The organism is Aquidulcibacter paucihalophilus (assembly GCA_030285985.1).
Taxonomy (GTDB): domain Bacteria; phylum Pseudomonadota; class Alphaproteobacteria; order Caulobacterales; family Caulobacteraceae; genus Brevundimonas.
In genome coordinates, this window is the sequence record CP127384.1 from 843,975 (window position 1) to 867,750 (window position 23,776).

22 protein-coding genes are annotated in these 23,776 nt (G+C 68.3%); 10 read left to right on the forward strand and 12 right to left on the reverse strand.

What is annotated here, in order from left to right; all coding sequences use genetic code 11:
- Window positions 1–35: 35 nt before the first annotated feature.
- On the forward strand, window positions 36–443 hold the full coding sequence (locus tag KB221_04070) for a response regulator (GenBank protein ID WIY70208.1): 408 nt from the start codon (window positions 36–38) through the stop codon (window positions 441–443).
- 9 nt (window positions 444–452) lie between these two features.
- On the opposite strand, the gene trxB is transcribed toward KB221_04070, so the two are convergent.
- Entirely contained in the window at window positions 453–1,463 is a 1,011-nt protein-coding gene (trxB, locus tag KB221_04075) for a thioredoxin-disulfide reductase (protein ID WIY70209.1), read from the reverse strand.
- A 67-nt stretch (window positions 1,464–1,530) separates the two neighbouring features.
- Here trxB and KB221_04080 point away from each other — a divergent pair, with 67 nt between their 5' ends.
- On the forward strand, window positions 1,531–1,854 hold the full coding sequence (locus KB221_04080; GenBank protein ID WIY70210.1) for a hypothetical protein: 324 nt from the start codon (window positions 1,531–1,533) through the stop codon (window positions 1,852–1,854).
- On the opposite strand, the gene KB221_04085 is transcribed toward KB221_04080, so the two are convergent.
- The 5 genes from KB221_04085 to KB221_04105 all read right to left on the reverse strand — a co-directional run bounded on the left by KB221_04085 (window position 1,851) and on the right by KB221_04105 (window position 5,889).
- Complete coding sequence (locus KB221_04085) at window positions 1,851–2,789, reverse strand: mitochondrial fission ELM1 family protein (protein ID WIY70211.1); 939 nt, start codon at window positions 2,787–2,789, stop codon at window positions 1,851–1,853. The genes KB221_04080 and KB221_04085 overlap by 4 nt on opposite strands.
- A 53-nt stretch (window positions 2,790–2,842) precedes the next feature.
- Window positions 2,843–3,316, reverse strand: coding sequence for a transcription elongation factor GreA (gene greA / locus KB221_04090; protein WIY70212.1), 474 nt, complete (start codon window positions 3,314–3,316; stop codon window positions 2,843–2,845).
- 137 nt (window positions 3,317–3,453) lie between these two features.
- Window positions 3,454–3,669, reverse strand: a complete 216-nt coding sequence (locus KB221_04095; GenBank protein WIY70213.1) for a hypothetical protein — start codon at window positions 3,667–3,669, stop codon at window positions 3,454–3,456.
- A 99-nt stretch (window positions 3,670–3,768) separates the two neighbouring features.
- On the reverse strand, window positions 3,769–4,434 hold the full coding sequence (locus KB221_04100; protein WIY70214.1) for a glutathione S-transferase: 666 nt from the start codon (window positions 4,432–4,434) through the stop codon (window positions 3,769–3,771).
- A 132-nt stretch (window positions 4,435–4,566) separates the two neighbouring features.
- The gene (locus KB221_04105) at window positions 4,567–5,889 is read right to left on the reverse strand and encodes an amidohydrolase (GenBank protein ID WIY70215.1); all 1,323 of its coding nucleotides are present in this window, start codon (window positions 5,887–5,889) and stop codon (window positions 4,567–4,569) included.
- Window positions 5,890–6,004: 115 nt separating this feature from the next.
- Here KB221_04105 and selD point away from each other — a divergent pair, with 115 nt between their 5' ends.
- A complete protein-coding gene (gene selD, locus KB221_04110; GenBank protein WIY70216.1) occupies window positions 6,005–7,051 on the forward strand; it encodes a selenide, water dikinase SelD in 1,047 nt (348 codons plus the stop codon).
- A gap of 7 nt (window positions 7,052–7,058) precedes the next feature.
- Window positions 7,059–8,105 (forward strand): tRNA 2-selenouridine(34) synthase MnmH, encoded by a 1,047-nt coding sequence (mnmH, locus tag KB221_04115; protein WIY70217.1) that lies wholly within the window; start codon window positions 7,059–7,061, stop codon window positions 8,103–8,105.
- On the opposite strand, the gene KB221_04120 is transcribed toward mnmH, so the two are convergent.
- The gene (locus KB221_04120; GenBank protein WIY70218.1) at window positions 8,092–8,622 is read right to left on the reverse strand and encodes a hypothetical protein; all 531 of its coding nucleotides are present in this window, start codon (window positions 8,620–8,622) and stop codon (window positions 8,092–8,094) included. The two genes, mnmH and KB221_04120, sit on opposite strands and share 14 nt — an antisense overlap.
- Before the next feature lie 126 nt (window positions 8,623–8,748).
- Here KB221_04120 and KB221_04125 point away from each other — a divergent pair, with 126 nt between their 5' ends.
- Window positions 8,749–10,044, forward strand: coding sequence for a cation:dicarboxylase symporter family transporter (locus KB221_04125; GenBank protein ID WIY70219.1), 1,296 nt, complete (start codon window positions 8,749–8,751; stop codon window positions 10,042–10,044).
- Here KB221_04125 and KB221_04130 read toward each other — a convergent pair.
- Genes KB221_04130 through KB221_04140 form a run of 3 tightly spaced genes read right to left on the reverse strand, consistent with a single transcriptional unit; the run spans window position 10,041 to window position 13,955 of the window.
- The gene (locus tag KB221_04130) at window positions 10,041–10,298 is read right to left on the reverse strand and encodes a DUF1294 domain-containing protein (protein ID WIY70220.1); all 258 of its coding nucleotides are present in this window, start codon (window positions 10,296–10,298) and stop codon (window positions 10,041–10,043) included. The genes KB221_04125 and KB221_04130 overlap by 4 nt on opposite strands.
- A 32-nt stretch (window positions 10,299–10,330) precedes the next feature.
- On the reverse strand, window positions 10,331–13,633 hold the full coding sequence (gene carB, locus KB221_04135; protein ID WIY70221.1) for a carbamoyl-phosphate synthase large subunit: 3,303 nt from the start codon (window positions 13,631–13,633) through the stop codon (window positions 10,331–10,333).
- A gap of 7 nt (window positions 13,634–13,640) precedes the next feature.
- Window positions 13,641–13,955 carry a ribonuclease E inhibitor RraB gene (locus tag KB221_04140; GenBank protein WIY70222.1) on the reverse strand — a complete coding sequence of 105 codons (315 nt, stop codon included), beginning with the start codon at window positions 13,953–13,955 and terminating at the stop codon, window positions 13,641–13,643.
- Between the two features lie 213 nt (window positions 13,956–14,168).
- Between KB221_04140 and KB221_04145 the strand changes: the two genes are divergently transcribed.
- On the forward strand, window positions 14,169–15,281 hold the full coding sequence (locus KB221_04145; GenBank protein WIY70223.1) for a serine hydrolase domain-containing protein: 1,113 nt from the start codon (window positions 14,169–14,171) through the stop codon (window positions 15,279–15,281).
- A gap of 75 nt (window positions 15,282–15,356) precedes the next feature.
- Here the strand turns inward: KB221_04145 and KB221_04150 are convergent, their stop codons facing one another.
- Window positions 15,357–18,704: a TonB-dependent receptor gene (locus KB221_04150; GenBank protein ID WIY70224.1), complete on the reverse strand. Its 3,348-nt coding sequence runs from the start codon at window positions 18,702–18,704 to the stop codon at window positions 15,357–15,359.
- Window positions 18,705–18,888: 184 nt separating this feature from the next.
- Window positions 18,889–19,605 carry an HAD hydrolase-like protein gene (locus KB221_04155; protein ID WIY70225.1) on the reverse strand — a complete coding sequence of 239 codons (717 nt, stop codon included), beginning with the start codon at window positions 19,603–19,605 and terminating at the stop codon, window positions 18,889–18,891.
- A gap of 161 nt (window positions 19,606–19,766) precedes the next feature.
- Here KB221_04155 and KB221_04160 point away from each other — a divergent pair, with 161 nt between their 5' ends.
- From KB221_04160 to carA, 4 genes are all read left to right on the forward strand, one after another.
- Window positions 19,767–20,150, forward strand: coding sequence for a DUF805 domain-containing protein (locus tag KB221_04160; GenBank protein ID WIY70226.1), 384 nt, complete (start codon window positions 19,767–19,769; stop codon window positions 20,148–20,150).
- Between the two features lie 85 nt (window positions 20,151–20,235).
- Entirely contained in the window at window positions 20,236–21,234 is a 999-nt protein-coding gene (locus tag KB221_04165; protein ID WIY70227.1) for an SRPBCC family protein, read from the forward strand.
- Window positions 21,231–22,541, forward strand: a complete 1,311-nt coding sequence (locus tag KB221_04170; GenBank protein WIY70228.1) for an amino acid permease — start codon at window positions 21,231–21,233, stop codon at window positions 22,539–22,541. Before KB221_04165 ends, KB221_04170 begins: the two co-directional genes overlap by 4 nt.
- A 46-nt stretch (window positions 22,542–22,587) precedes the next feature.
- Window positions 22,588–23,748 carry a glutamine-hydrolyzing carbamoyl-phosphate synthase small subunit gene (gene carA, locus KB221_04175; GenBank protein WIY70229.1) on the forward strand — a complete coding sequence of 387 codons (1,161 nt, stop codon included), beginning with the start codon at window positions 22,588–22,590 and terminating at the stop codon, window positions 23,746–23,748.
- Window positions 23,749–23,776 lie beyond the last annotated feature (28 nt).

Consider the following 23,776-nt stretch of genomic DNA (forward strand, 5'->3'; position numbering starts at 1 on the left):
TTGAGGGGGCACACGCCTGTTCTGAATCGAAACCAATGACCGCCCGTATCCTGATTATCGAAGATGAAGCCCTGGTGGCGATGGAGCTCCGCTTCGTACTGGAGGACCTCGGCTATGAGGTCGTCGGCACCGCGCCGGACGCCCGGACCGCCCGTGCGCTCGCCAGCCGCGGCGGCGTCGAACTGGCCCTGGTCGATATTCACCTGACGGATGGTGCCACCGGCGTCGGACTGGGCCAGGAACTGGGCGAGGACTTCGGCGTCACCGTCCTCTACATGACCGCCAATCCCGGCATGGTGCGCCACGGCATCCCCGGCACCATGGGCGTCCTGACCAAGCCGACCGACGAGGGCTGCGTGCGCAGTGCCGTCGAATACGCCCTGCACCTGCGGCGCGGCGAACCGGCACCGGTGGTTCCCGACGGCCTGCAGATGTTCGGCTGAGGCCGGGGCCTACCAGACGCCGATCTTTTCCGCTTCCTTGTGCGAGATCGGATCGCCGGCGCGGGCATGGTCCGCTTCGGCCAGGAAGCGGACGGCTTCCAGCGCGGCCATACAGCCCATGCCGGCGGCGGTGACGGCCTGACGGTAGATGTCGTCGGTGACGTCGCCGGCTGCCCAGACGCCCTCGATGGCCGTGGCCGCCGTGCCCGGCTTCACCACGAGATAGCCACCCTGTTTGGTCTCAAGCTGACCGGCGAACAGCTCCGATGACGGGGCGTGGCCGATGGCGATGAAGACGCCGTCGGCAGAGATGTCGCGGGTCTCGCCGGTCTGGACGTTCTTCAGCCGCGCCCCAGTGACATTGACCCCGCCGAAGCTGTTGGTCTCGCCCAGGATCTCGTCGATGGCGCTGTTCCAGAGCACCTCGACCTTGGGATTGGAGAACAGCCGGTCCTGCAGGATGCGCTCGGCGCGGAACTCGTCGCGGCGATGCACGACCGTGACCTTGGAGGCGAAATTGGTCAGGAACAGCGCCTCCTCGACCGCGGTGTTGCCCCCGCCGACGACAATGACCTCCTTGCCGCGATAGAAGAAGCCGTCGCAGGTGGCGCAGGCCGAGACGCCGAAGCCCTGGTATTTGGCCTCGCTCTCGATCCCCAGCCATTTGGCCTGGGCGCCGGTGGAGATGATCACCGTCTCGGCGAACAGCTCGGTCCCCGAATCCAGCGTCAGGCGGAAGGGCCGTTGCGACAGGTCGGCCTTGACCACGATGTCCTCGATGATCTCGGTCCCGACGTGCTCGGCCTGGGCGCGCATCTGCTCCATCAGCCAGGGCCCCTGGATGACATCGGCGAAGCCCGGATAGTTCTCGACATCCGTGGTGATGGTCAGCTGGCCACCCGGCTGAAGGCCGGCGATGACGACGGGGTTCAGCAGGGCGCGGGCCGCATAGATGGCGGCGGTCCAGCCGGCGGGGCCGGAACCGATGATGGCGACGCGGACAGTTCTGGGGGTGCTCATGGCATCTATTTAGGCGGTGATTCCCCTTCGCGCGATGTTAGGCTGCAGGGAAACTGGGGAGGATCGCATGGCGCAGAAAACGTACATGGGTATGGGCATCGCCCTCGGCACGGCGATCGGCGTGGCGCTGGGCCTCGCCATGGACAACCTCGCCCTGGGCATCGGCGGCGGAATCGCCATCGGCGTGGCCCTCGGGGCGGGGATGGATTCGGGCCGGAAGGGCAAGGACGAAGGCAAGGGCAGGAACCGGGACGGATCCGCTTCGGACGGCGGGAGTGGCTACACCTCGGACGGCGGCAGTCGCGACAAGAGCCCTGACGGCGGGTCGGACAACGGCTCCGACAGCGGCTCGGATGGCGGCGGCGGAGATGGCGGCGGGGGCGGCGACTAAACCTTCGTCATCAGACGCGCCAGAACCTCCCGCGCCGCCCGGTCGGTTTCGGCGAGCGGCTCATAGGTCCAGCTCGCCAGCGACCCGTCGAACGGCCGTGCCGCGCCGCGCGCCCGCAGGTCCGCATGGAGGCGCGCGAATTTGTCCGCCGGTTTCAGCGGGATCATCGGCAGGATGTGTACCGGCGCGCCTGTCGATGCGGCCTCGGCGGCCATGTTGGCGCTGTCCTCGGTGACGAGGATGTGGTCGGCGAATTTCAGGAAGGCGAAATAGGGGTTGGCACCCTCGCCGTCCCAGATCAGGCCGGGCAGGTGGGCCAGCCGGGCGGTCATGGCCGCCTTCGCCGCTTCGGGCGTGCGGCGTGAGAAGGTCAGCATCAGCGAGCCACCGGCGGCTTCCACGGCCCGCGCGATGCGGTCGGCCAGGTCGGCGGCGTGGGCCCCGGTCAGGTCAAACGCCCTCGACCGCCCCCCGATCAGGGCCGCCACGCGCGGCCGGGGCAGGGGCTCCAGCCGGTCGGCGAAGTCTGCGGCGCCCTCAGCCAGCCGGTCGGCCGTCACCCGGTGGGGCGAACCGGTGATCGACAGCACATTGGCCCCGCCGACGCCGTCATGGGCCGGGGCGACGACGAGGTCATAGATGTCGTTGCGCCAGCGGGGGTCCTGGGTCTGGACCACGAAGGTCTTGCCGCCCGATCTTGCGCGGACCTGCGCCGACAGCGGCAGGGTGGCGCGGCCGGTGGCGATCCAGAGGTCCGGCCAGGCCTCGCCGGCGGCGGGTTCGACGGGGTCGGACGACGGGTCCAGCATCCACGGTGCCTTCAGGGCCGACGGCAGTTTGTCGAAGGCTTTGCGCCAGCGGACGCGCTTGACGACGATGCGGGACGAAAGAAGGCGCTGGATGGCTTCCGCCAGACCCAGCGCCTGATTTTCCATGCCGGTCCGGCCGTCAGAGACGACCCGGATCGAGAGCGGGGTCTGGTCGGACCCTATTTCCACTCGACCTTGAGGATCTCGTAGGCCTTCACGCCGCCGGGCGTGTTGACCTCGACCACGTCACCGATCTCTTTCGAGATCATCGCCCGGGCGATGGGCGAGGCCACGGAGACCTTGCCCGCCTTCACATCGGCTTCGTGCTCGCCGACGATCTGGTAGCGGGCCTCTTCCTCGGTGTCCTCGTCGACCACGGTGACCGTGGCGCCGAACATGACCTGGTTGCCGTTCAGCTTGGACACGTCGATCACCTGGGCGCGGCTGATCTTGTCCTCGATGTCGGCGATCTGGCCTTCGATCCAGCCCTGACGCTCTTTCGCGGCATGATACTCTGCGTTTTCAGACAGATCGCCATGCTCGCGCGCTTCCGAGATGGCCGAGATCACGCTCGGCCGCTCCACGGACTTCAATTGCTTCAGCTGATCGTCGAGGACACGGTAGCCCTCGGCCGTCATCGGCACTTTTTCCATATGTCGTGAGTTTCTTGCTTCGCCCGACTGAAGGTTTGGTAACACGCCAGAAGTCGCTGGGCGCTTGCGACCGGCCAAAGAGACTAGGGCGCCGGGCCCCAAGGTTCAAGGGCAAAGGCGTTTCAGGAAGATTGCTGTTATGCGACCGTCTTGCGCCGTCGCTCGCGAATTCTCTGGATTTCACCCCATAGTTTGACCCGGCCGACCAGGCTCAGGGCCAGCCAGCCGACAGCCACCAGCCCCACCAGCATGAACAGGCTGGAAACGAGCACGGCGCCCGCGGCGATGAACGCGAGGATGAAGGCGACGGCGGCGACGAGGGCGGCGATGACCTGGATGGTTCTGGGGCGCATGGGACAGTCAACGTCCGATTCACGGACGGGTTGCGCCGCGAACGGTTCGACGTTCCGGTTCCCGGCGACTGTGGCGCCGGCGCCAGCCTGGGCCCAACCTCAGGCGTAGCTGTACGGACCGCCACGCTCGAGCGCGCGCTGATAGGCCGGCCGGGCATGAATCTTCTGCAGGAAGGCCTTCAGCTTCGGCTTGTCCGCGCCGTAGGGGACCCGGCTGCCGGCGGCCTCGACCGGGAAGCTCATCATGATGTCGGCGGCCGAGAAGGTGTCGCCGGCGAACCATTCTGACCTGGTCAGTTCGGCTTCCCAGTAGGCCGTATGCGCCTTCAGCTGGGGGTCGATCATATTCGCGTTCATGGCCTTGCTGATGCCCTTGGCCACGCCGCGCGCCAGGAACGGCACCCGGCCGGGGATGGCGGTGAAGATCAGCTTCAGCAGCAGGGGCGTCATGGCCGAGCCCTCGGCATAGTGCAGCCAGTAGGTGCAGCGTCGCGCGGCTTCGGTCCCCGTCGCGGGCCGCAGGCTGGAGCCCGGATGGGTCTCCAGCAGATATTCGATAATGGCGCCGGTTTCCGCGATCCGCGCGTCGCCTTCATCCAGCACCGGCGACTTGCCGAGCGGGTGGATGGCCTTCAGGTCGGGGGGCGCCAGCATGGTCTTCGCGTCGCGCTGATACCGCTTCACCTCATAGGGCAGGCCCATCTCCTCCAGCAGCCAGAGGACCCGCTGCGAGCGGGAATCGTTGAGATGGTGGACGGTGATCATGGTGCGGCTCCGCTTGGCCCGCGCAGTTAGCCCGGTTGACCCGGCGTCGGTCCAGCAGATTCAGACGCGCCGCCCGCTCCGGTGCGGTCGCCTGTGCGCCGGTTTGTCGGCGGGCTCCGGTTCAGCCGCGCCTCAGCCCTTCGGCATCAATGCCTGCGCCGCCACCACCATGGCCTCGACCCCGGTGACGACTGAGGGTTGGGGGTCGATGCGGAACAGCGGCGAATGATGGCCTGGCGCGGTCGCCACGTCTGCCGCGGGCGTGCCGCCGACGCTGAAATAGACGCCCTTCACCCCGGTGTCGGGCGTGACGAACCAGGCGAAGTCCTCGGCCCCCATGCCGGTGCGGGGCGTGTCCACCAGACGTTCGGTGCCCATGGCAGCGCCGATAGCGGCCCGCACGCGGGCGGCGGTGGCGGCGTCATTGATGGTGGGGGGCGTCGTCTCGGTCGGCGAGCGGACCACGGTGGGCAGGCGATCTTCCGACACGCCCAGCGCCAGCGCCGTGCCGCGCGCGACCCGGTCGATCCCGTCCAGCAGGGCCAGACGGGTCTCGGGATTGTCCGCCCGCACGGTCAGCTGCAGGTCCACCCGGTCTGAGATGATGTTGTGCTTGATGCCGCCGTGGAAGGACCCGACGGTGACGATCGCGCCCTCCAGCGGATTGATGCTGCGGCTGGGCAGGGTCTGCAGGTTCATCACGATGGCCGAGGCGACCACGATCGGATCGATGCCCAGGTGCGGATAGGCCCCGTGGGTGCCGACGCCGTGCACCGCGATGTCGACGCTGTCCGAGCTGGACGAGGAAATCCCCAACGGCAGCTCGATCAGCCCGCTGGCGAGGTCAGCCGAGACGTGGAAGGCCAGGGCGATGTCGGGTTTGGGAAAGCGGGTGTAGAGACCGTCCTGAACCATGGCCCGGGCGCCGAAGATCCGCTCCTCGGCCGGTTGGGCGATCAGGACCAGGGTGCCGGACCAGTCCTGCCGCCGCGCCATCATCTGCCGCGCCGTGCCGATCAGGGCGGTAATGTGCACGTCATGGCCACAGGCGTGCATGACCGGCTTTTCGACGCCGTCGCTGTCGACCTGAACCACGGTGGAGGGATTGGCCACGCCCGACTGCTCGGCCAGCGGCAGGCCGTCCATGTCCGCGCGGATCATGACGGTGGGGCCGTCGCCGTTGCGCAGCACCGCGACCACGCCCGTTCCCCCGACGCCGGTGGTGACGTCATAGCCGAGGGCGGTCAGCTGGGCCGCCATGATGCCGGCGGTGCGGACCTCCAGACCCGACAGTTCGGGGTTGCGGTGGAAGTCGTCGAACAGGGCACCGAGGTTGGCGTCGTAGTCGCGCGCGATGGCCTGGCGCAGCTCGACATCGGTCGAGCCGGTCTGGGCCTGGCCCGCCCCGGCCGTGAGCAGCGCCAGCGCTGCCGTCGTCGCAAGAAGAAGTCGCATCGTTCCGCCCCCGGTTCTGAAGCGCGAACCTTGGTCCGGCGACGGCGGCCTTGCAACGGCCAATGCGGAGGGCCTCGCTGTTGAGTTCAGCGGCGATTTGGCCCTAAGCCAGACCATGACCACGATTGAACCCCGCCTGACCTCCCTCGCCCACGGCGGCGGCTGCGGCTGCAAACTGGCCCCGGCGGTGTTGCGCGACATCCTGAAAGGCATGCCGCTGGCCGGGCCGTTCGCCGATCTGATGGTGGGGACCGAAACGAGCGACGATGCGGCGGTCTGGCGGCTGAATGACCAGCAGGCGCTGGTAGCCACGACGGACTTCTTCATGCCGGTGGTCGACGATGCTTTCGACTTCGGCCGCATCGCCGCGACCAACGCCCTGTCCGATGTCTACGCCATGGGGGCGACGCCGATCTTCGCCCTGGCGCTGGTCGGCATGCCGGTGAGCGTCCTGTCGACCGACACCATCGGCCGCATCCTGCAGGGCGGTGCTTCGGTCTGCGCGGCGGCAGGCGTTCCGGTCGCGGGCGGCCACTCCATCGACAGCGTCGAGCCGATCTACGGCCTGGTCGCCCTCGGTCTGGTGCACCCGGATCAGGTGCTGACCAATCGCGGCGCGCGGGCGGGTGATGTGCTGATCCTGACCAAGGCGCTGGGCGTCGGCGTGCTGAGTGCGGCGTTCAAACAGGAGCGGCTGGAGGCCGCGGGCTATGCCGCCCTGATCGCCTCGACCACGAAGCTGAACACGGTCGGGGCGAAGCTGGCCGGCAGGCCGGGCGTCCATGCGGTCACGGATGTCACCGGCTTCGGCCTGCTGGGCCATGCGCTGGAGATGGCGCGGGGGGCGGGGCTGACGGTCGAGCTGACCGGTCAGCCCCCGCTGCTGGACGGGGTTGAGGCCCTGGCCACGGGCGGCGTGCGCACGGGGGCGTCGGGCCGCAACTGGGCCAGCTATGGCGAAGGCGTCGACCTGCCGGCGGGGCTCGAGGACTGGCGGCGCGATCTGCTGACCGATCCCCAGACCTCAGGCGGGCTGCTGATCGCCGTTGCGCCCGAGCAGGCGGATGAGATTCTGGCGCTGGCGCGGGGCGAGGGCTTTGCGAAGAGCGCCGTCGTCGGCCGCGTCGTCGAGGGCCCGCCGCGGGTACGCGTGGTCGGGTGATCCGGGCATGATCCGCCGCACCGTCGATCTGTTGCCCGCCGCCCGTGACGGCTTCGACGCGATCATCGACGTGCGCAGCCCCGGCGAGTTCGCCCTCGACCACATCCCCGGTGCGATCAATCTGCCGGTTCTCGATGATGCCCAGCGGGCAGCGGTCGGCACGGAGTATGTGCAGGGCTCCAAATTCCTCGCGCGTCGCACCGGCGCGGCCATGGTGGCGCGCAATATCGCAGCGCATCTGGAAGGCGCGCTGGCGGATCGCGGCGGCGGCTTCAAGCCTCTCGTTTATTGCTGGCGCGGGGGCCAACGATCGGGCGCCATGGTCACGGTGATGGACCAGATCGGCTGGCCCGTGACGGTGCTGGACGGCGGCTACCAGACCTGGCGGCGGCAGGTCACGGCGGGGGTGTACGAAGCGCCCCTGCCGCACCGGCTGACCCTGCTGGACGGACCGACGGGATCGGGCAAGACGGCGCTCCTGACAGCACTGGCGGCGCGCGGCGTGCAGACCCTCGACCTCGAGGCGCTGGCGGCGCACCGGGGCTCGCTGTTCGGAGCCATGCCGGGCGGCCAGCCTTCGCAGAAGGCGTTCGAGAGCCGGCTGCACGACGCCCTGTCGCGGCTCGACCCGGCCCGACCGGTCGTCGTCGAGGCCGAGAGCAGCCGGATCGGGGCGCGGGTCATACCGCCGTCGCTCTGGACCGCAATGAGCGTTGCGCCGGTGATCGGGATCGACTCGCCGGTGGCCGTGCGGGCGGCAAGGACGGTGCGGGACTATGCCGATATCGCGGCGGATGCGGCGGCGCTGGACCGGGCCCTGACCCGGCTCCCGCGCCATCACAGCAAGGAGACGGTCACCGGCTGGCGCGCCATGGCGTCGACCGGAGAGATCGGGGCCCTGGCCGAGGCGCTGATCGTCGCCCACTACGATCCGGCCTATCGCCGCGCGGGGGGCGCGCGGGCGGCCGCCGCGGCCGTGCGCATCGACGCCCTCGACGACCCGGCGCTCTCGGCCGCCGCCGACCAGATCGCCGCCCGCCTCAGCGCGGGATGATCATGTCCAGGCCGACCACGGCCGCAACCGCGACCGAGGCGACGACCCAGGTCAGGGCCAGGGTCTTCCACGACACCCGCAGACGCCGGCTTCCGATGGCCAGCAGCACGAACAGCGCACCCGTCACGATCACGGGCAGGGTCCACATCCCCCAGCCCAGCCATTCGCTGATCCGCGCCTCGTCGTTCGGATTGAACAGGCTGATGGCCGTGGCCATGAACCGCATGAAGGCGGCCCAGAACAGGAAGACCCAGGCCGCCGGGCTCGCCCGCATCTGTACCAGCGCCAGCGCGATCAGGGCCTGAACGATCGTCACGGCAGGACCGGCCGCCGAGATGAGCGCATGGTGGGCCCAGGGGACCACCGACCGCGTGCCGGCGCTGTTCAGGGAGAAGAAGGTCTCGTAGCCGAGCAGGTTCGCCGCCAGCCAGTGCCCGCCCTCGTGCAGGGCAAAGGTGATGAAGCCGGCGACGAAGACCAGGCCGTAGAACCCCGCGCCTGTTCGCATCTTCTGCATCCGCCCCTCCCGCGACCACTCGGGGCTCAGCTTGCAAGGCCACGGCCGCGCGGTCGAGTTAAGGATCGTTCACGCCAGCGTACGCGACGGATGGCCAAACGGTCCTGCTCTGCCTAGCTTCCTCGCATGACCCAGTCCCGCACCGCCGCCCTGTTCTCCTCGCTCAGCATCCGCGTCCTGCTGGCCCTGGCCGCCGGCCTGGCAGCGGGCGCGGCGGCGCAGACCTATGGCATTCCCGGCGGGACCGGCACGATCGCCCTGATCGAGGGGCTGGGCCAGCTGTGGCTCAACGCCCTGCGCATGACCATCATCCCGCTGGTCTTCGCCCTGCTGGTGACCGGGATCGCCTCGATCGCCGACGCCGCCGCGACCGGCCGGCTGGCACTGAAAGCCGTCCTGGTGTTCGCCCTGCTGCTGGTCGGGGCGACAATCTACGGCATTGCGGCCTCGGAAGGCCTGCACGCCCTGTGGCCGATCGATCCGGAAGGCGCGCGCCTGCTGCTGGCCGGGACCACTGGCGATGCGGTGGTGCGGGAGAATGTCGGCGGCGGCGGGCTGGGCGCGTTTCTGACCGCCCTCGTGCCGGCCAATCCGATCGCCGCGGCAGCCGAGGGGGCCATCCTCGGCGTGGTGGTCTTCGCCATCATCTTCGGCTTTGCCACCACCCGCCTGCCGGACCGGCTGCGTCAGCCCCTGACGGTCTTTTTCGAGGCGGTGGCCGAGACCATGATCGTCATCGTCCACTGGGTGCTGCGGGCCGCGCCCATCGGCGTCTTTGCCCTGTCCCTCGGGGTCGGACTGCACACCGGGCTCGGGGCGGCCGGGGTGCTGGGGCACTATATCGCCCTGGTCTGCCTCAGCCTGATCGGCCTGATCCTGCTGACCTATGTGGTCGCCGTCGCCTTCGGACGGCTGTCCCTCGGCCGGTTCGCCGCCGCCGTGGCCCCGGCCCAGGTGGTGGCCATCTCGACCCAGTCATCGCTGGCCTGTCTGCCGGTCATGGTCGAGCGGGCGATCGAGCGGCTGGGTGTCTCAGCGGCCACGGCCGGTCTGGTCCTGCCGTTGGCGGTGGCGGTGTTCCGCATCACCTCGACGGTCGCCAACCTGGCCGTCTGCATCTATGTCGCCCACCTGTACGGCATCCCCCTCACGCCCGGCGTTCTGATCGCCGGCGCGGTCACCGCCCTGGCCATCAGCGTCGGCACCGTCGGCCTGCCCGGCCAGGTGTCCTTCTTCGCCTCCATCGCCCCGATCTGCCTCGCCATGGGCCTGCCGCTCGAGGTCCTGCCCCTGCTGCTGGCGGTCGAGGTGGTGCCCGACATCTTCCGCACCATCGGCAATGTCACCGCCGATCTGGCGGCCGCGCGGATCGTCGAGGGGCGGGATGCGACGGCCGACCCGGAGGCGGCGTCGGAGGTCTAGGGCAGCAGCCAGAACACCGTCGCCACCCCGATCAGGTGGACGACAATCACCATGCCGAGCTGGGTCCGGAACGGCTCCTTGCGGGTCTTGTGGCGCAGCAGGTGTTGCCCCAGCCACGCGCCCAGGCCGCCGAACAGGGCGGCCAGCAAAAGCGTACTCTCCCGCACCCGCCGGCCGTGGACACGCGCCCGGGCCTTGTCGAACCAGAACAGGCCGAAGGCCGTCATTTCGGCGAGGGCCAGAAGGATCAGCACCCGGTCGATGACGGACAGGTCGATCCCGCCGCTCAGTGCGCGTAATCCTGGATCGGTCGCACATCCAGGTCGCCGGCCTTGATCGCGCCGATCGCCTGGGCGGCCGCAAGGGCCCCCGCGGTCGTCGTGTAATAGGGCATCTTCATCATCAGGGCGGTGCGGCGCAGGCTGAAGCTGTCGAGCAGGGCCTGCTTGCCCTCGGTGGTGTTGAAGACCAGCTGGACGCCGCCGTTCTTCATCGCGTCGACGATGTTGGGCCGGCCTTCCAGCACCTTCTTCACATGCCCCACGGCCAGGCCCTGTTCGGTCAGATAGGTGTGGGTCCCGCCGGTGGCGAGGATGGTGAAGCCCTCGGCCAGAAGCGTCTTCACCGCCTCGACGATGAAGGGTTTGTCGCCGTCCTTGACGCTGACGAAGGCGCAGCCCTTGACGGGCAGGGTGGTGCCGCCGCCGATCTGGGACTTGGCGAAGGCGCGGGCGAAGGCGGGGGCCATGTCGGCCTCGCCGTCACGCTTCCAGTCCAGACCCATGACCTCGCCGGTCGAGCGCATCTCGGGGCCGAGGATGGTGTCGACCCCGGCGAAGCGGGCGAAGGGGAAGACGGCTTCCTTGACCGCGATATGGTCGTAGGGGACGTCCTTCAGACCGAAGGATTTCAGCGGCACGCCGGCCATGACCTTGGCGGCGATGGCGGCAATCGGCTGGCCGATGGTCTTGGCCACGAAGGGGGCCGTGCGGCTGGCGCGCGGGTTGACCTCGAGGACGAAGATGCGCGGCTTGTCGCTGTGCGGCTCCTCTATGGCGAACTGGACGTTCATCAGGCCACGCACCTTCAGGGCGCGCGCCATGGCCTCGGTCTGGCGCTTCAGCTCGGCGACGATCTCGGCCGACAGGGAGAAGGGCGGCATGGAACAGGCGCTGTCGCCCGAGTGGACGCCGGCTTCCTCGATATGCTCCAGCACGCCGGCGACGAAGACGGTCTCGTCGTCGCACAGGGCGTCGACGTCCACCTCGGTGGCGCGGTTCAGATAGTGGTCGATCAGGACGGGATCGTCGCCCGACACCCGCATGGCCTCGCCGACATAGCGGTCCAGCTGCTCGCGGTCGTGGACGATGACCATGCCGCGTCCGCCCAGCACATAGGAGGGACGCAGGACGACGGGATAGCCGACCTCGTCCGCCTTCTGCGCGGCCTCCTCGGCGCTGCGGGCCAGGCCGTTGGGCGGCTGCATCAGGCCGATGTCGTGCAGCATGACCTGGAACCGCTCGCGGTCCTCGGCCAGGTCGATGGAGTCGAGCGAGGTGCCGAGGATCGGCACGCCGTCCTCGTGCAGGGCGTGGGCCAGCTTCAGCGGCGTCTGGCCGCCGAACTGGACGACGACACCGATCAGGTTTCCGGTCGAACGTTCGACCTCGATCAGCTCCAGCACATCCTCGGCCGTCAGCGGCTCGAAATACAGGCGGTCGGAGGTGTCGTAGTCGGTCGAGACGGTCTCGGGGTTGCAGTTGACCATGATCGACTCGACGCCGATGTCGGCGAAGGCGAAGGCCGCGTGACAGCAGCAGTAGTCGAACTCGATCCCTTGCCCGATGCGGTTGGGACCACCGCCGAGGATGATCGCCTTCTTCTTGTCAGAGGGATTGGACTCGCACTGCGGAACCTGGCCGAGGGCGCCGGTCTCATAGGTCGAATACATATAGGCCGTGGCCGAGGCGAACTCGGCGGCGCAGGTGTCGATGCGCTTGAAGACGGGGCGGACGTTCAGGTCGCGGCGGGCGGTGCGGACGGCCTTTTCCGTCTGGCCGGTCAGCTGGGCGAGGCGGGCGTCGGAGAAGCCTTTGGACTTCAGCTTGCGGAAGTCGGTCGGGTCGGTCGGCAGGCCCTGGACCCGGATATGGCCCTCGGTGCGCACGATGTCGGCGATCTGGCGCAGGAACCACGGCTCGTAGGAGCAGGCGGCATTGACCTCCTCGACCGACAGGCCGTGGCGGAAGGCCTGGGCGATGACGAGGATGCGGTCCGGCGTCGGTTGGCCGAGGGCGCGCACCACGGCGGCGCGAGCGCCGGCCTCGTCCTCGACATCGACGACGCCGTCGATCTCGATCTCGTTGAAGCCGGTCAGGCCGGTCTCGAGGCCGCGCAGGGCCTTCTGCATGGATTCCTGGAAGGTCCGGCCGATGGCCATGACCTCGCCGACCGACTTCATCGAGGTCGACAGGGTCGCCTCGGCGCCGGGGTATTTCTCGAAGGCGAAGCGCGGGATCTTGGTGACGACATAGTCGATGCTCGGCTCGAACGAGGCGGGCGTGACCATGGTGATGTCATTGGTCAGTTCGTCGAGGGTGTAGCCGACGGCCAGACGGGCGGCGACCTTGGCGATCGGGAAGCCGGTGGCCTTGGACGCGAGGGCGGACGAGCGCGACACGCGCGGGTTCATCTCGATCACGACCATGCGGCCGTCGGCGGGATTGATGGCCCACTGGACGTTCGAGCCGCCGGTCTCGACGCCGATCTCGCGCAGGACATTGATCGAGCCCGTGCGCATCCGCTGGTATTCTTTATCGGTCAGCGTCAGGGCCGGGGCGACGGTGATGGAGTCGCCGGTGTGCACACCCATCGGATCGATGTTCTCGATGGAACAGATGATGATGCAGTTGTCCGCCTTGTCGCGGACGACCTCCATCTCATACTCCTTCCAGCCCAGGACGCTTTCCTCGACCAGCACCTCGGTGGTCGGCGACAGGTCCAGGCCGCGTTCGACGATCTCGTAGTATTCCTCGACATTGTAGGCGATGCCGCCGCCGGTGCCGGCCAGGGTGAAGGACGGGCGGACGATGGCGGGCAGGCCGACGAAGGCAAGGGCGTCGTCGGCTTCGCCGATGTGGTGGATCGCCTTGGAGCGGGGGCTTTCCAGCCCCAGCTTGTCCATGGCGTCGCGGAATTTCTGGCGGTCCTCGGCCTTGTCGATGACGTCGGCCTTGGCCCCGATCATCTCCACGCCCCACTTCTTCAGGGCACCCGAGGCGTCGAGAGCGAGGGCCGTGTTCAGGGCCGTCTGGCCGCCCATGGTCGGCAGCAGGGCGTCGGGCCGCTCCCTGGCGATGATCCGCTCGACGAACTCCGGGGTGATCGGCTCGATGTAGGTGGCGTCGGCCACCTCCGGGTCGGTCATGATGGTGGCCGGGTTCGAGTTCACCAGAATGACCCGATAGCCCTCGGCCTTCAGTGCCTTGCACGCCTGCACGCCCGAGTAGTCGAACTCGCACGCCTGTCCGATCACGATCGGCCCGGCACCGATGATCAGGATCGACTGGATGTCTGTGCGCTTGGGCATGGGCTACTCAGTTCGTCACGACCGCGCACTCCCAGCCGTCGTAGTCGAGCTGGAAGGCCGCGGCCCAGGATTGCATCATGGAAGAGACCGGGGTGAAGGACGCCTCGTCCACGGACATGGTCGTCTCGAGGATGGTGCAGTCGTCCTGCCCCCGGGTCAGGAAACCGGCCCGGCGCGCGACCTCGTTCAGATCGTCGTGGTCGCCCTCGCCATAGAAGTAGAACAGCGTGTGCCGAGGGGTCACGCCCGAGTCGCCGTGCTCGGCCAGCGTCGCCCGAATCATGGCGTCGCGCTCTTCGTGCGGGACCTCATCTTCAAGCACGGGCTGCCAGGCTCCTTGCGCGCGCGAACCCGCCAGCGGCTGTGACGCCGTGGGGGCCGGTCGGGTTGTCGGTTAAGCGGCCCGTCTAAAGACGGGCGGGCAGGGGAGCAAGCGAATATCTGCTCGTGTCGCCGACCGCACATGAACCAAGGTTCACTTGCCGCACCGTCAGAGAACGCGGATGCGTAGCCAGCTTCACCGTGGATGCCGCCCATGACCCGCCTCGCCCTGCTCCTGTCCCTGACGCTCCTCGCCGCGCCACCGGCCTGGGCCCAGGAGGTTCCGATCGCCGACACCCTGGCCGCTGCTATGGACAGCCGAGCGGTTCCGGCCCTCGGCATGCTTGTGATCCGGGACGGCGTTGTTGCGGAACAGGGCGTGCGCGGCGCGCGGTCCCTGGAGGCGGCCGGTGCCATGAGCCTCGACGACCGCTGGAACCTCGGCTCTGACGGCAAGGCCATGACCGCGACCATGGTGGCCCGCCTCGTCGAGCGAGGCCTGCTGCGGTGGGACGCGCCCCTGTCGGAGATGCTGCCGGAGCTGGCGGTCGACATGCGGCCCGAGTACCGCGACGTGACCCTGCTGGACCTGATGTCCCATCGCGCGGGTCTGCCCGAGAACCTCGGCGACATGGCCGATTTCCCGGCATTCTTCACCGATGCGCGTCCGCTGCCGGAACAGCGGCTGGCCTATCTGCGCCGGGCCGTGGCCGATGCACCGGTCGGGCCCGCAAGGGGCGAGGCCAGCTATTCCAACACCGGCTTCCTCCTCGCCGGGGCCATCGCCGAACGCGCGACCGGCAAGGCCTATGCGGAGCTGATGCAGCAAGAGGTCTTCGCGCCGCTGGGCATGACGTCGGCCACCTACGACCAGACCCCGGGCGCCGGTGAGGCCGTGGGCCATATCGACGGCCGCGTGGCGATCGAGACCGAAGGCAATCCGGAGATGCTCACCCCGGCGGGCGGCGTGCGGATGACCCTGGCCGACTGGGCCCGGTTCTGCATCGACCAGCTGGCCGGCGAGGAAGGTCGGGGCAGGCTGCTGTCGGCGGATACCTACCGCGTGCTGCATACGCCGCAGGGGGATACGGTCTTCGCCCTCGGCTGGGGTGCCGCACCGCAGATCGCAGGCCGGGTCGGGCCCGTACTGACCCATGCCGGCTCGGACGGCACCTGGTTCGCTTTTGTGGCCCTGTTCCCGGGCAGCGGGAACGGCGTCCTGGTTGTGGCCAATGCCGCCGACAGCATGGGCGGTGACGCCGCGGTCATGTCAGCGGCGCGGGCGGGCATCGTCGCCCTGGCCCCCGAAGCGCCGGCGGCACCCTGAGGTCCCGCTCGCGGTTCCGGACGTGAAAAAGGGGCGGCTCGTGAGAGCCGCCCCTTCTTTCTGCCGGTCTGAAGATCAGAACGGGCGGTAGTTCAGGCCGATGAAGAAGCGTTGGCCGTAGGGGTCAAAGTTCGAATACAGGGTCGTGCCCAGGTACGGTGCCTGTTCGGCGTCGAAGGCGTTGACCACCCCGGCGCGGATCGACAGGTCGTCACGGGCGTTCCAGCGGACCGTGAAGTCGTGCCGCGTGAAGTTGCGCGAATCCAGTTCATCGAAGCCCCGGGCGTCGGCGTTGACCACGGCGTCGCGGATCTGGACGATGTCCTGGGCCGTCTGCCAGTCAGCCGTCCAGTTGATGCTCCAGGTGTCGTTCGGCGCATAGGTCAGCGACGAGGTGAAGCGGACGCGCGGGTAGAACAGGCTGCTGGCCAGTTCGTCGAAGTCCGCGGGGTCGTCGGCGTTCAGGAACTGCTTCTGGTCGATCAGCCACAGGCCGCCGATCGAATAGTCCAGTTGGCCCCAGTTGCGGCCCGTCACTTCTTCCAGGTCCATCGAGTAGCGCGCGGTGAAGTCGAGGCCGCGCGTCTCCAGCGAGGCGTAGTTGACCGAGCCCTCGATGAAGCCGCCGATGGGATCGCCGATCGGGGCACCGATGCCGAACGGAATGTCCGGATTGTTGCGGAAGATGGTGGCGCAGGCCGCGGTGTTCAGCGACGGGCCGCTGACGCAGTTGGCCGCCGCCGTACCCGCCGACACCGCCGAGATCACCTGGTCGATCTTGATCTCGTAATAGTCCAGGACCAGCGAGAAGTTCGGGATGAACCGGGGACGCAGCACCGTCGAGAAGGTGAAGCTGTCCGACTCTTCCGGGGTCAGGAACGGGTTACCGCCGAACACGCCGGCGATGCCGGAGGTGTAGTTCGGGGTGAAGTCGTCGGCGTTGGTCGCGGTCGCGCCGGCGAAGTCGAAGGTCACGCCCTGGGCCTGTGCCAGCGATGTGCAGTTGGCGATGCGGTTCTCACGCGTCTCGACGTCCTGGGCCGCGATGTTCAGCGTGGCGCAGGGATCGACGACGTTGTTCAGGAAGGTCTGGCCGAAGGGAGAGAAATTCTCGGCCAGGTCGGGCACGCGCACCGAGGTGTTGAAGCTGGTCTTGAAAGCGATATCCGCGATCGGACGGTAGACCAGGTTGACGCCATAGACGTCCACATCGCCGACCGTGCTGTAGTCGGCATAGCGGTAGGAACCGCTCAGCTCGGCGTATTCGCCCAGCCAGCTGTCGCGGAACAGTGGGACGGACAGTTCGGCGAACACTTCCTCACTGGTGTATTCGACCTGCGGGAAGGCGGGGCCCGAGTTGAGGAACAGCAGCGGGCGGCCGGCGGTGTCGCGGTCGCGGCCCGTGGCCTCGGTCGCTTCACGCCGGTATTCGGCACCGACGGCCAGACCGATCGCGCCGGCACCCCAGAGGTCCCACAGGTTGGCGGAGACCGAAGCGATGGCCTGCTCCTGCTCGTTGCGCTCGGTCACGCCGATGACGGCGTCGATGAACTCGAGCGCCTCGGCGCTCTGGTTGCCCTTGCCGAAGACGTTCAGGGGCGCGCAATCCGCGATGGAGCGGCGGCCGTATTCCGTGTCGCGCAGATCGCCCGGGCCGGCAGGACCCTGATCGAGGGCACCGGCGGGGGCACCCTGGGCGGCCAGCAGCTGGACGCGGCAGACGATTTCGCCAGGACGGCCGTTGACGATACCGGCGGTGTCGAAGACGGCATCGGCGGCCATGGCGAAGCGCTGGCTGTCGGTGCCGCGTTCACGGTTTTCCACCTCGACCTCACCATAGGTGTAGCCGATGTCCCAGTTGATATCGCGGAAGAAGCCGAGGCCGTCGTTCGAACCGCGGAAGCCGGCGACGAAGCGGGTCAGCTGGCGGCTGTTGTCCTGGGTGCGGTCCGGTCCGAACATGCTGTGGCGCGCATTGCGCAGCAGGATCGGAGCCAGGGGCTGGCCCGGAGCGGTTTGGGTCGGCTGGGAATAGGGCGTGACCAGGTTGGTGGTGATCGCGTCCTTCACGTTCTGCGGCAGGTAGGCGTTGTCGGTGTAGCGCAGGTCGAAGTTCGCGACGTTGTAGATCGGGTTGGCCGAGCCGGCGCTGTACGAGTTGACCAGATCGATGTCGTAGAAGGTCGGCTGCGACAGGTCGAAGGTGTCCTCGGTGACGTATTTGGCCTCGGCGTAGAAATCGATGCTGTCGGTGATGGCGAAGGTGCCGCCGGCCTGGAAGCGCGCCGATTCCGAACGCGGAACGCGCGAGCCGGTGCTGAACTCGGCCGGATTCTCACCGTCGCCGCCGATGTTGAAGGGGCGGTTGATGCCGGTTTCGCCGACGCGCTGGCCGAAGTCGGCGAGGCGGGCGGTCGAACCCTCGTACCAGTAGGTCTTGCCGGGGGTCACGGCGAAGCAGTTGGGGCTGTAGGAGAAGCCGAAGGCGGCGCCGGTGCCCGAGAAGCAGTCTTCGTAGGCGACGTTCGGGTTGTTGAGCTGGCTCGGTTGCTGGACGTTGGCCAGGGTCGTCTGACCCCACCGCGGACGATCGATGCGGCGCACGCCGGTGAACAGCTGGGCGTCCACGATACCGTCTGACCGGGCGTTGGTCGGATCCGCATCGACGCCCAGGCGGACCGGAGCGTTGCGTAGCCAGTCGATGTCGAGCGAGGTGACTTCGTCGACCTCCTCATACTCACCGTGGATGTAGAGGTTCAGCCGGTCGTCGAACAGGTTGACGCCCGCGAGGGCCGAGATGCGGCGGTTTGCTTCGCCATTCTGGTTGATCATGCCGTAGTTGGCGTCGATCTCGAGGCCTTCGAAATCCTTGCGCAGGATGAAGTTCAGCACGCCCGAGACGGCGTCAGCGCCATAAACCGAGGCGGCGCCGCCGGTGACGATCTCGATGTTCTCGATCAGCAGGCGCGGGATGGTGTCGACGTCGACCGACAGCTGGCCGCCGCTCGAACCCACATGACGACGGCCGTCGACGAGGGTCAGGGTGCGGTTGGAGCCCAGGCTGCGCAGGTTCGGCAGCGACAGGCCGCCATCGCCCAGGCCGCTACCGGTGGTGTCGGACGGAACGACCGAGTTGGACAGGGCGGGAATGGTGGCGAGGTAGTCGATGACGGTGGTCTGGCCGGTCGTCAGCAGGTCCTCGCGCTGGACCTGGATCAGCGGCGTCGGTGAGTTGGTCGGGTCGCGACGGATGCGCGAGCCGGTGACGACGACTTCGTCGAGTGCGGCGGCATCGTCCTGGGCATCGGCGGCACCCGGCGCGGTATTCAGCGGATCCTGGGGCTGTGCGGTCTGGGCCCAGGCGGGGGCGGAGACGGCCATCACACCTGCCAGCACGGTGGAGGCCAGCAGTCGGTTACGCATAACAATCATTTTTAGCTCGCTTGTGAGTGACAGACATCCGCTCCCCCAAGCCAGATGACCGCCACAAACCCAACACAGATGTGTCGGTCAAGCGTTGCAGTAACAAATTGAACTATATTACGACGTTATTCATTTCACGGTGTCGTGACGTCACTAGGTATAATTTAATCTCAATGTTGTGGAACTAAACAATGATATCCGAAAGCGCACCGGCCTTTTGCTCAATCCATGCCGGCAGATCGGTGATGTTTTCCAGCGCGCCGAACCGGGCGTGGTTCTCGGGGGCGTCGGCCAGTTCGTGGGCCCAGGTGATCACATAGGGGATGTGGACGGCGAAGGCGCCGGCCTCGAGGGCGGGCAGGACGTCCGACTTCATCGAATTGCCTGCCATGACCGCCTGGTCGGCGCCCGTGCCATGCCGGGCGAAGACCCGGTCATAGGTCCCGCGATCCTTCTCCGAAACGATCTCGACCGCGGCGAACAGGTCGCCCAGGCCCGAGGCGGCCAGCTTGCGTTCCTGATCGAGAAGATCGCCCTTGGTGATCAGCACGAGGCGGTATCGTTCGGCCAGGGCGGCCAGGGCTTCGTCGACGCCGGGCAGGGTCTCGACCGGATGAGCCAGCATTTCGCGGCCGGCGGCGAGGATTTCACGGATGGCGCGCGGCGGCGGGTCGCCGTCGCACAGTTCCATGGCCGTCTCGATCATCGACAGGGTGAAGCCCTTCACACCGTAGCCATAGAGGCGAAGGTTGCGGCGCTCGACCTCGGCCAGGCGCGCGGCGATGGCGTCGTTGTCGTGATCGGTCAGCAGGTCGAGGAACCGGGCCTGGGTCAGCCGGAAGATAGTCTCGTTGTGCCAGAGGGTGTCGTCGGCATCGAGGCCGACCGTGGTGATGTTCATGGCGGCGTCTTGGCCTATCCGGGTCAGGGGACGCAAGTGATGCCCGGTGCCCGGGACGGCGCTGGTGGCCCGGTCCGGGCCGGCACCGGCCATCGGTCGATTTGGCGCTTGAAAGGCGCAGAATCCCGTTCGAGGGTAGGGTCTCGCAGGAGCAGGCCCTCATGAACGACGTCCTCATTCCCTACCGGCGCTATGTCGATTTCGAAGGCCGGTCGAGCCGCAAGGAATTCTGGTATTTCGTCCTCTTCTATCTGATCGTCAGCGCCGTCCTGACGGTTCTGGACCGCACCTTCTTTTCCGGTGCGCTCAACACGGACGGGGCCGCGCTCGATCCGTTGACCAGCATCTTCGCCATCGTCTCCCTGATCCCCAACATCTCGGTCAGCGTGCGGCGCCTGCATGACACGGGCCGGTCAGGCTGGTGGGTCCTGCTCTGGCTCATTCCGCTGGTCGGCTGGATCCCGCTGGTGATCTGGTACTGCCAGAAGGGTCACCCGGCCCCCAACGCCTATGGCGAGGCTCCGGAAGGCAGCCGCGCCGGTTGAGGGCGCAGGACGGGCCGGGCCGGAAATCCGGGCAGCCGTGCCGATGATGGTTGACGCCGGTCGCCGGTCAGAGCCTGATCCGGCGATGCGCGCGACCCTTCCAGCCCATCTCTATGGATCATCCGACGCCTGGGCGCGCGAGCGATCGGCCGTGTTCGGCAAGGCGTGGCTGTTCCTCGGTCATGAGGCCGAGGCACCGGCACCCGGCGACTGGATCGCGAGCGACGTCGCGGGTCATCGTCTGCTGGTGGTCCGGGGCAAGGACGGCGACCTGCGCGCCTTTCACAACGTCTGCCGCCACCGGGCCGGACCACTGGTCACGGGCGCGAGCGGGCATTGCGAGGGCGAGCTGGTCTGCGCCTATCACGGCTGGCGCTATGCACTGGACGGGCGGCTGAGGGCGGCGACCGGTTTCGGCGCGGCCGAAGGGTTCGATCCGCGCGAATTCGGCCTGCTGGCCCTGCGGCTGGAGACCTGGCGCGGGCTGGTCTTCGCCACGATGAATCCAGACGCCGCGCCGCTGGCGGTCCATGTCGCGCCGCTGGAGACCTTGCTGGCGGAGCGCGGCCTGGACCTGGCCGCCCCGGCCCTGCGTCGCTCCCACGATCTGGCCTGCGACTGGAAGACCTATGCCGAGAACTATCTCGAGGGCTACCACATCGGCTCGGTGCACCCGCTGCTCGCCGACGAGCTGGGCGGGGCGGAGTATCGGGTGCGGGTCGAGGGCGATCTGGTCCTGCAGGAGGCGGTCGGGGTCAATGACGGACCGCAGGCGGGCGTCTGGGGCTGGCTGTGGCCGAACCTGGGGATCAACGTCTATCGCGACGGGGCGATGATCGAGCGGATGACGCCGGTCGGACCGGGCCGGACGCGGCTGGACTATCTGTTCCTCAACGACGGCGGCGAAGATGCCCTGGGCGAGGCGCTGACCGCTTCGGATCGCCTGACGGCGGAGGATGCCGCCATCTGCGAGGCGGTGCAGCGCAACCTGTCGGCGGGTGCCTATGATCGCGGCGTGCTCAGCCCCAACCATGAGATTGCGCTGGCCTGGTTCCAGGCACGCATCGCGGAGGTTCATCCATGAGTGACGTCGTCGAAGACCGGCACAAGTTGGGATGGGGTCTCGCCGCGCTGGTGGTGGCCGGAAACATGATCGGGTCGGGCGTCTACCTGCTGCCCGCCACCCTGGCACCGGTCGGGTCTTCGAGCGTCGTCGGCTGGGCCGTCGCCGGCCTGGGGGCCGTGACCCTGGCCCTGGTGTTCGCGGCGCTGGGACGACTGCAGCCGGACGCGGACGGACTGTCGGGATTCGCCGAGCGGGGACTGGGGCGGTTCTTCGGCTTCCAGACGGCGCTGGCCTTCTGGACGGCCTGCCTCGTCGGCAATGTCGCCATCTCGGTCGCGGCCACGGGCTATCTCGGCTTCTTCTTCCCCGTGCTGAAAGAGCCGGTCGCCGCCACCTTCTGCAACCTCGGCCTGATCTGGCTGACCACGGGGGCCTACATCCTCGGGGCGCGGGCGGCGTCGCGGTTTGCGGCCCTGGCCCTGGTCATCGGCCTGGTCCCTCTCGTCATCGCCGTGGCGGCGGGCGTCTCGGCCTTCAACGGCGAGACCTTTGCAGCCTCCTGGAGTCCGTCCGGGAACAGCCTGGTCGAAAGCGTGCCCGCCTCGCTCGCCGTGATCTTCTGGGCCTTCCTCGGCGTGGAGACGGCGGCCGTCCTGTCCGTCCGCGTGCGGAATCCGGCGCGCGACGTCGGCCGGGCCTCGATCGCCGGCGTCCTGCTGGCCGCCGTTGTCTATGTGGCGGCCAGCGTGGCCGTGTTCGGGGTGATCCCGGCCGGGGTCCTGGCCGAATCCTCCAGCCCCTATGCCGATCTGACGGCGCGGGTGTTCGGAGCCTCGATCGGCGCAGCCGTCGCGGCCTGCGCCGTGATCAAGGCCGTTGGCACCCTGAGCGGCTGGGTCATGCTGGGCGGCGAGACGGCGCGCGCCGCCGCCCGATCCGGCTACCTGCCGTCCGGGTTTGGGCACGGCGAGCGGACGCCGGTCGTCAACCCGCTGCTGGGCGGCGCGATCATGAGCATCGTGGCCGTCCTGTCCGGCCAGCCGACCCTGGGCGGTCAGTTCGGCATGCTGGTGGGCGTGACCTCGGTGCTGAGTCTGGTCGTCTACGGCCTGTGTTCCGCCTCCCTGTTCCGGCTGGCCCGCTGGACCCGGGCGCGGTTCATCGCGGCGCTGGGACTGCTGTTCACCACGGCCGCCGTGGCCGCCGCGGCACCCGGCTACATCCTGCCGACAGCGATCTTCTTCGTCATCACGAGCGGGGCCTGGTTCGCCTTCCTGCGGGGCAAGCCCGCGAACCCGGTTGACCCGGCGGCGGCGGCTCACTAGCAAACGCGCCGTTTGCTCGCCGGGATTCGGTGATAGAGAGCGCGCCATGACCACCAAACTTCTCCCCGGCGTGACCGGCGTGCTTGCGCTCGCGGACGGCACGATCCTGCAAGGCATAGGCTGCGGTGCCGTGGGCTCCGCGCTGGGCGAGGTGGTCTTCAATACCGCCATGACCGGGTATCAGGAGATCCTGACCGACCCGTCCTATATGAGCCAGATCCTGGCCTTCACCTTCCCGCACGTCGGGAATACGGGGACCAATGTCGAGGATGTCGAACAGATCGGAGGCGGGTCGGACACGTCCGCGCGCGGCGCGATCTTCCGCGACGCCCCGACCGATCCGGCCAACTGGCGCAGTGAGAGCGATTTCGACGGCTGGATGAAGCGGCGCGGCGTCGTCGGTCTGTCCGGCGTGGACACCCGCGCCCTGACCGCCCGCATCCGCGACATGGGCGCGCCCCACGCCGTCATCGCTCACGACCCGTCCGGACAGTTCGACCTGGAGGCGCTGGTCGCCCGGGCGAAGGCATGGACCGGTCTGGTCGGGCTTGATCTCGCCAAGGACGCCTCCACCCTGCAGTCGTTCGACTGGGACGAGGGTCTCTGGGACTGGCCGGAAGGCCATCCGCGCGTGAATGCGGCCGACAAGTCGGTGGTCGTTGTCGACTACGGCGTGAAGCGCAACATCCTGCGGGCACTGGCCTCGACCGGTGCGAAGATCACCGTGGTGCCCGCCGATACGACGGCCGAGGCCATTCTGGCGCGCAAGCCGGACGGCGTGGTCCTGTCCAACGGGCCGGGTGATCCGGCCGCCACCGGCGTTTACGCCGTGCCGGAAATCCGCAAACTGGTCGACAGCGGCACGCCTCTGTTCGGGATCTGCCTGGGCCACCAGATGCTGGCGCTGGCGCTGGGGGCGAAGACGGTCAAGATGGACCAGGGCCACCACGGGGCCAACCATCCGGTCAAGGACCTGACCACCGGCAAGGTCGAGATCGTCTCGATGAACCACGGCTTCACCGTCGACCGGGACAGCCTGCCCGACGCGGTCAGCGAGACCCACGTCAGCCTGTTCGACGGCACCAACTGCGGCATCGCCCTGACCGGCCGGCCGGTGTTCAGCGTCCAGCATCACCCCGAGGCGTCCCCCGGACCGACCGACAGCCTGTATCTGTTCCAGCGGTTCGCGGACTCGATGAACGGCTGAGCCTCGCCGGACGCGAGGCGCGGTCATT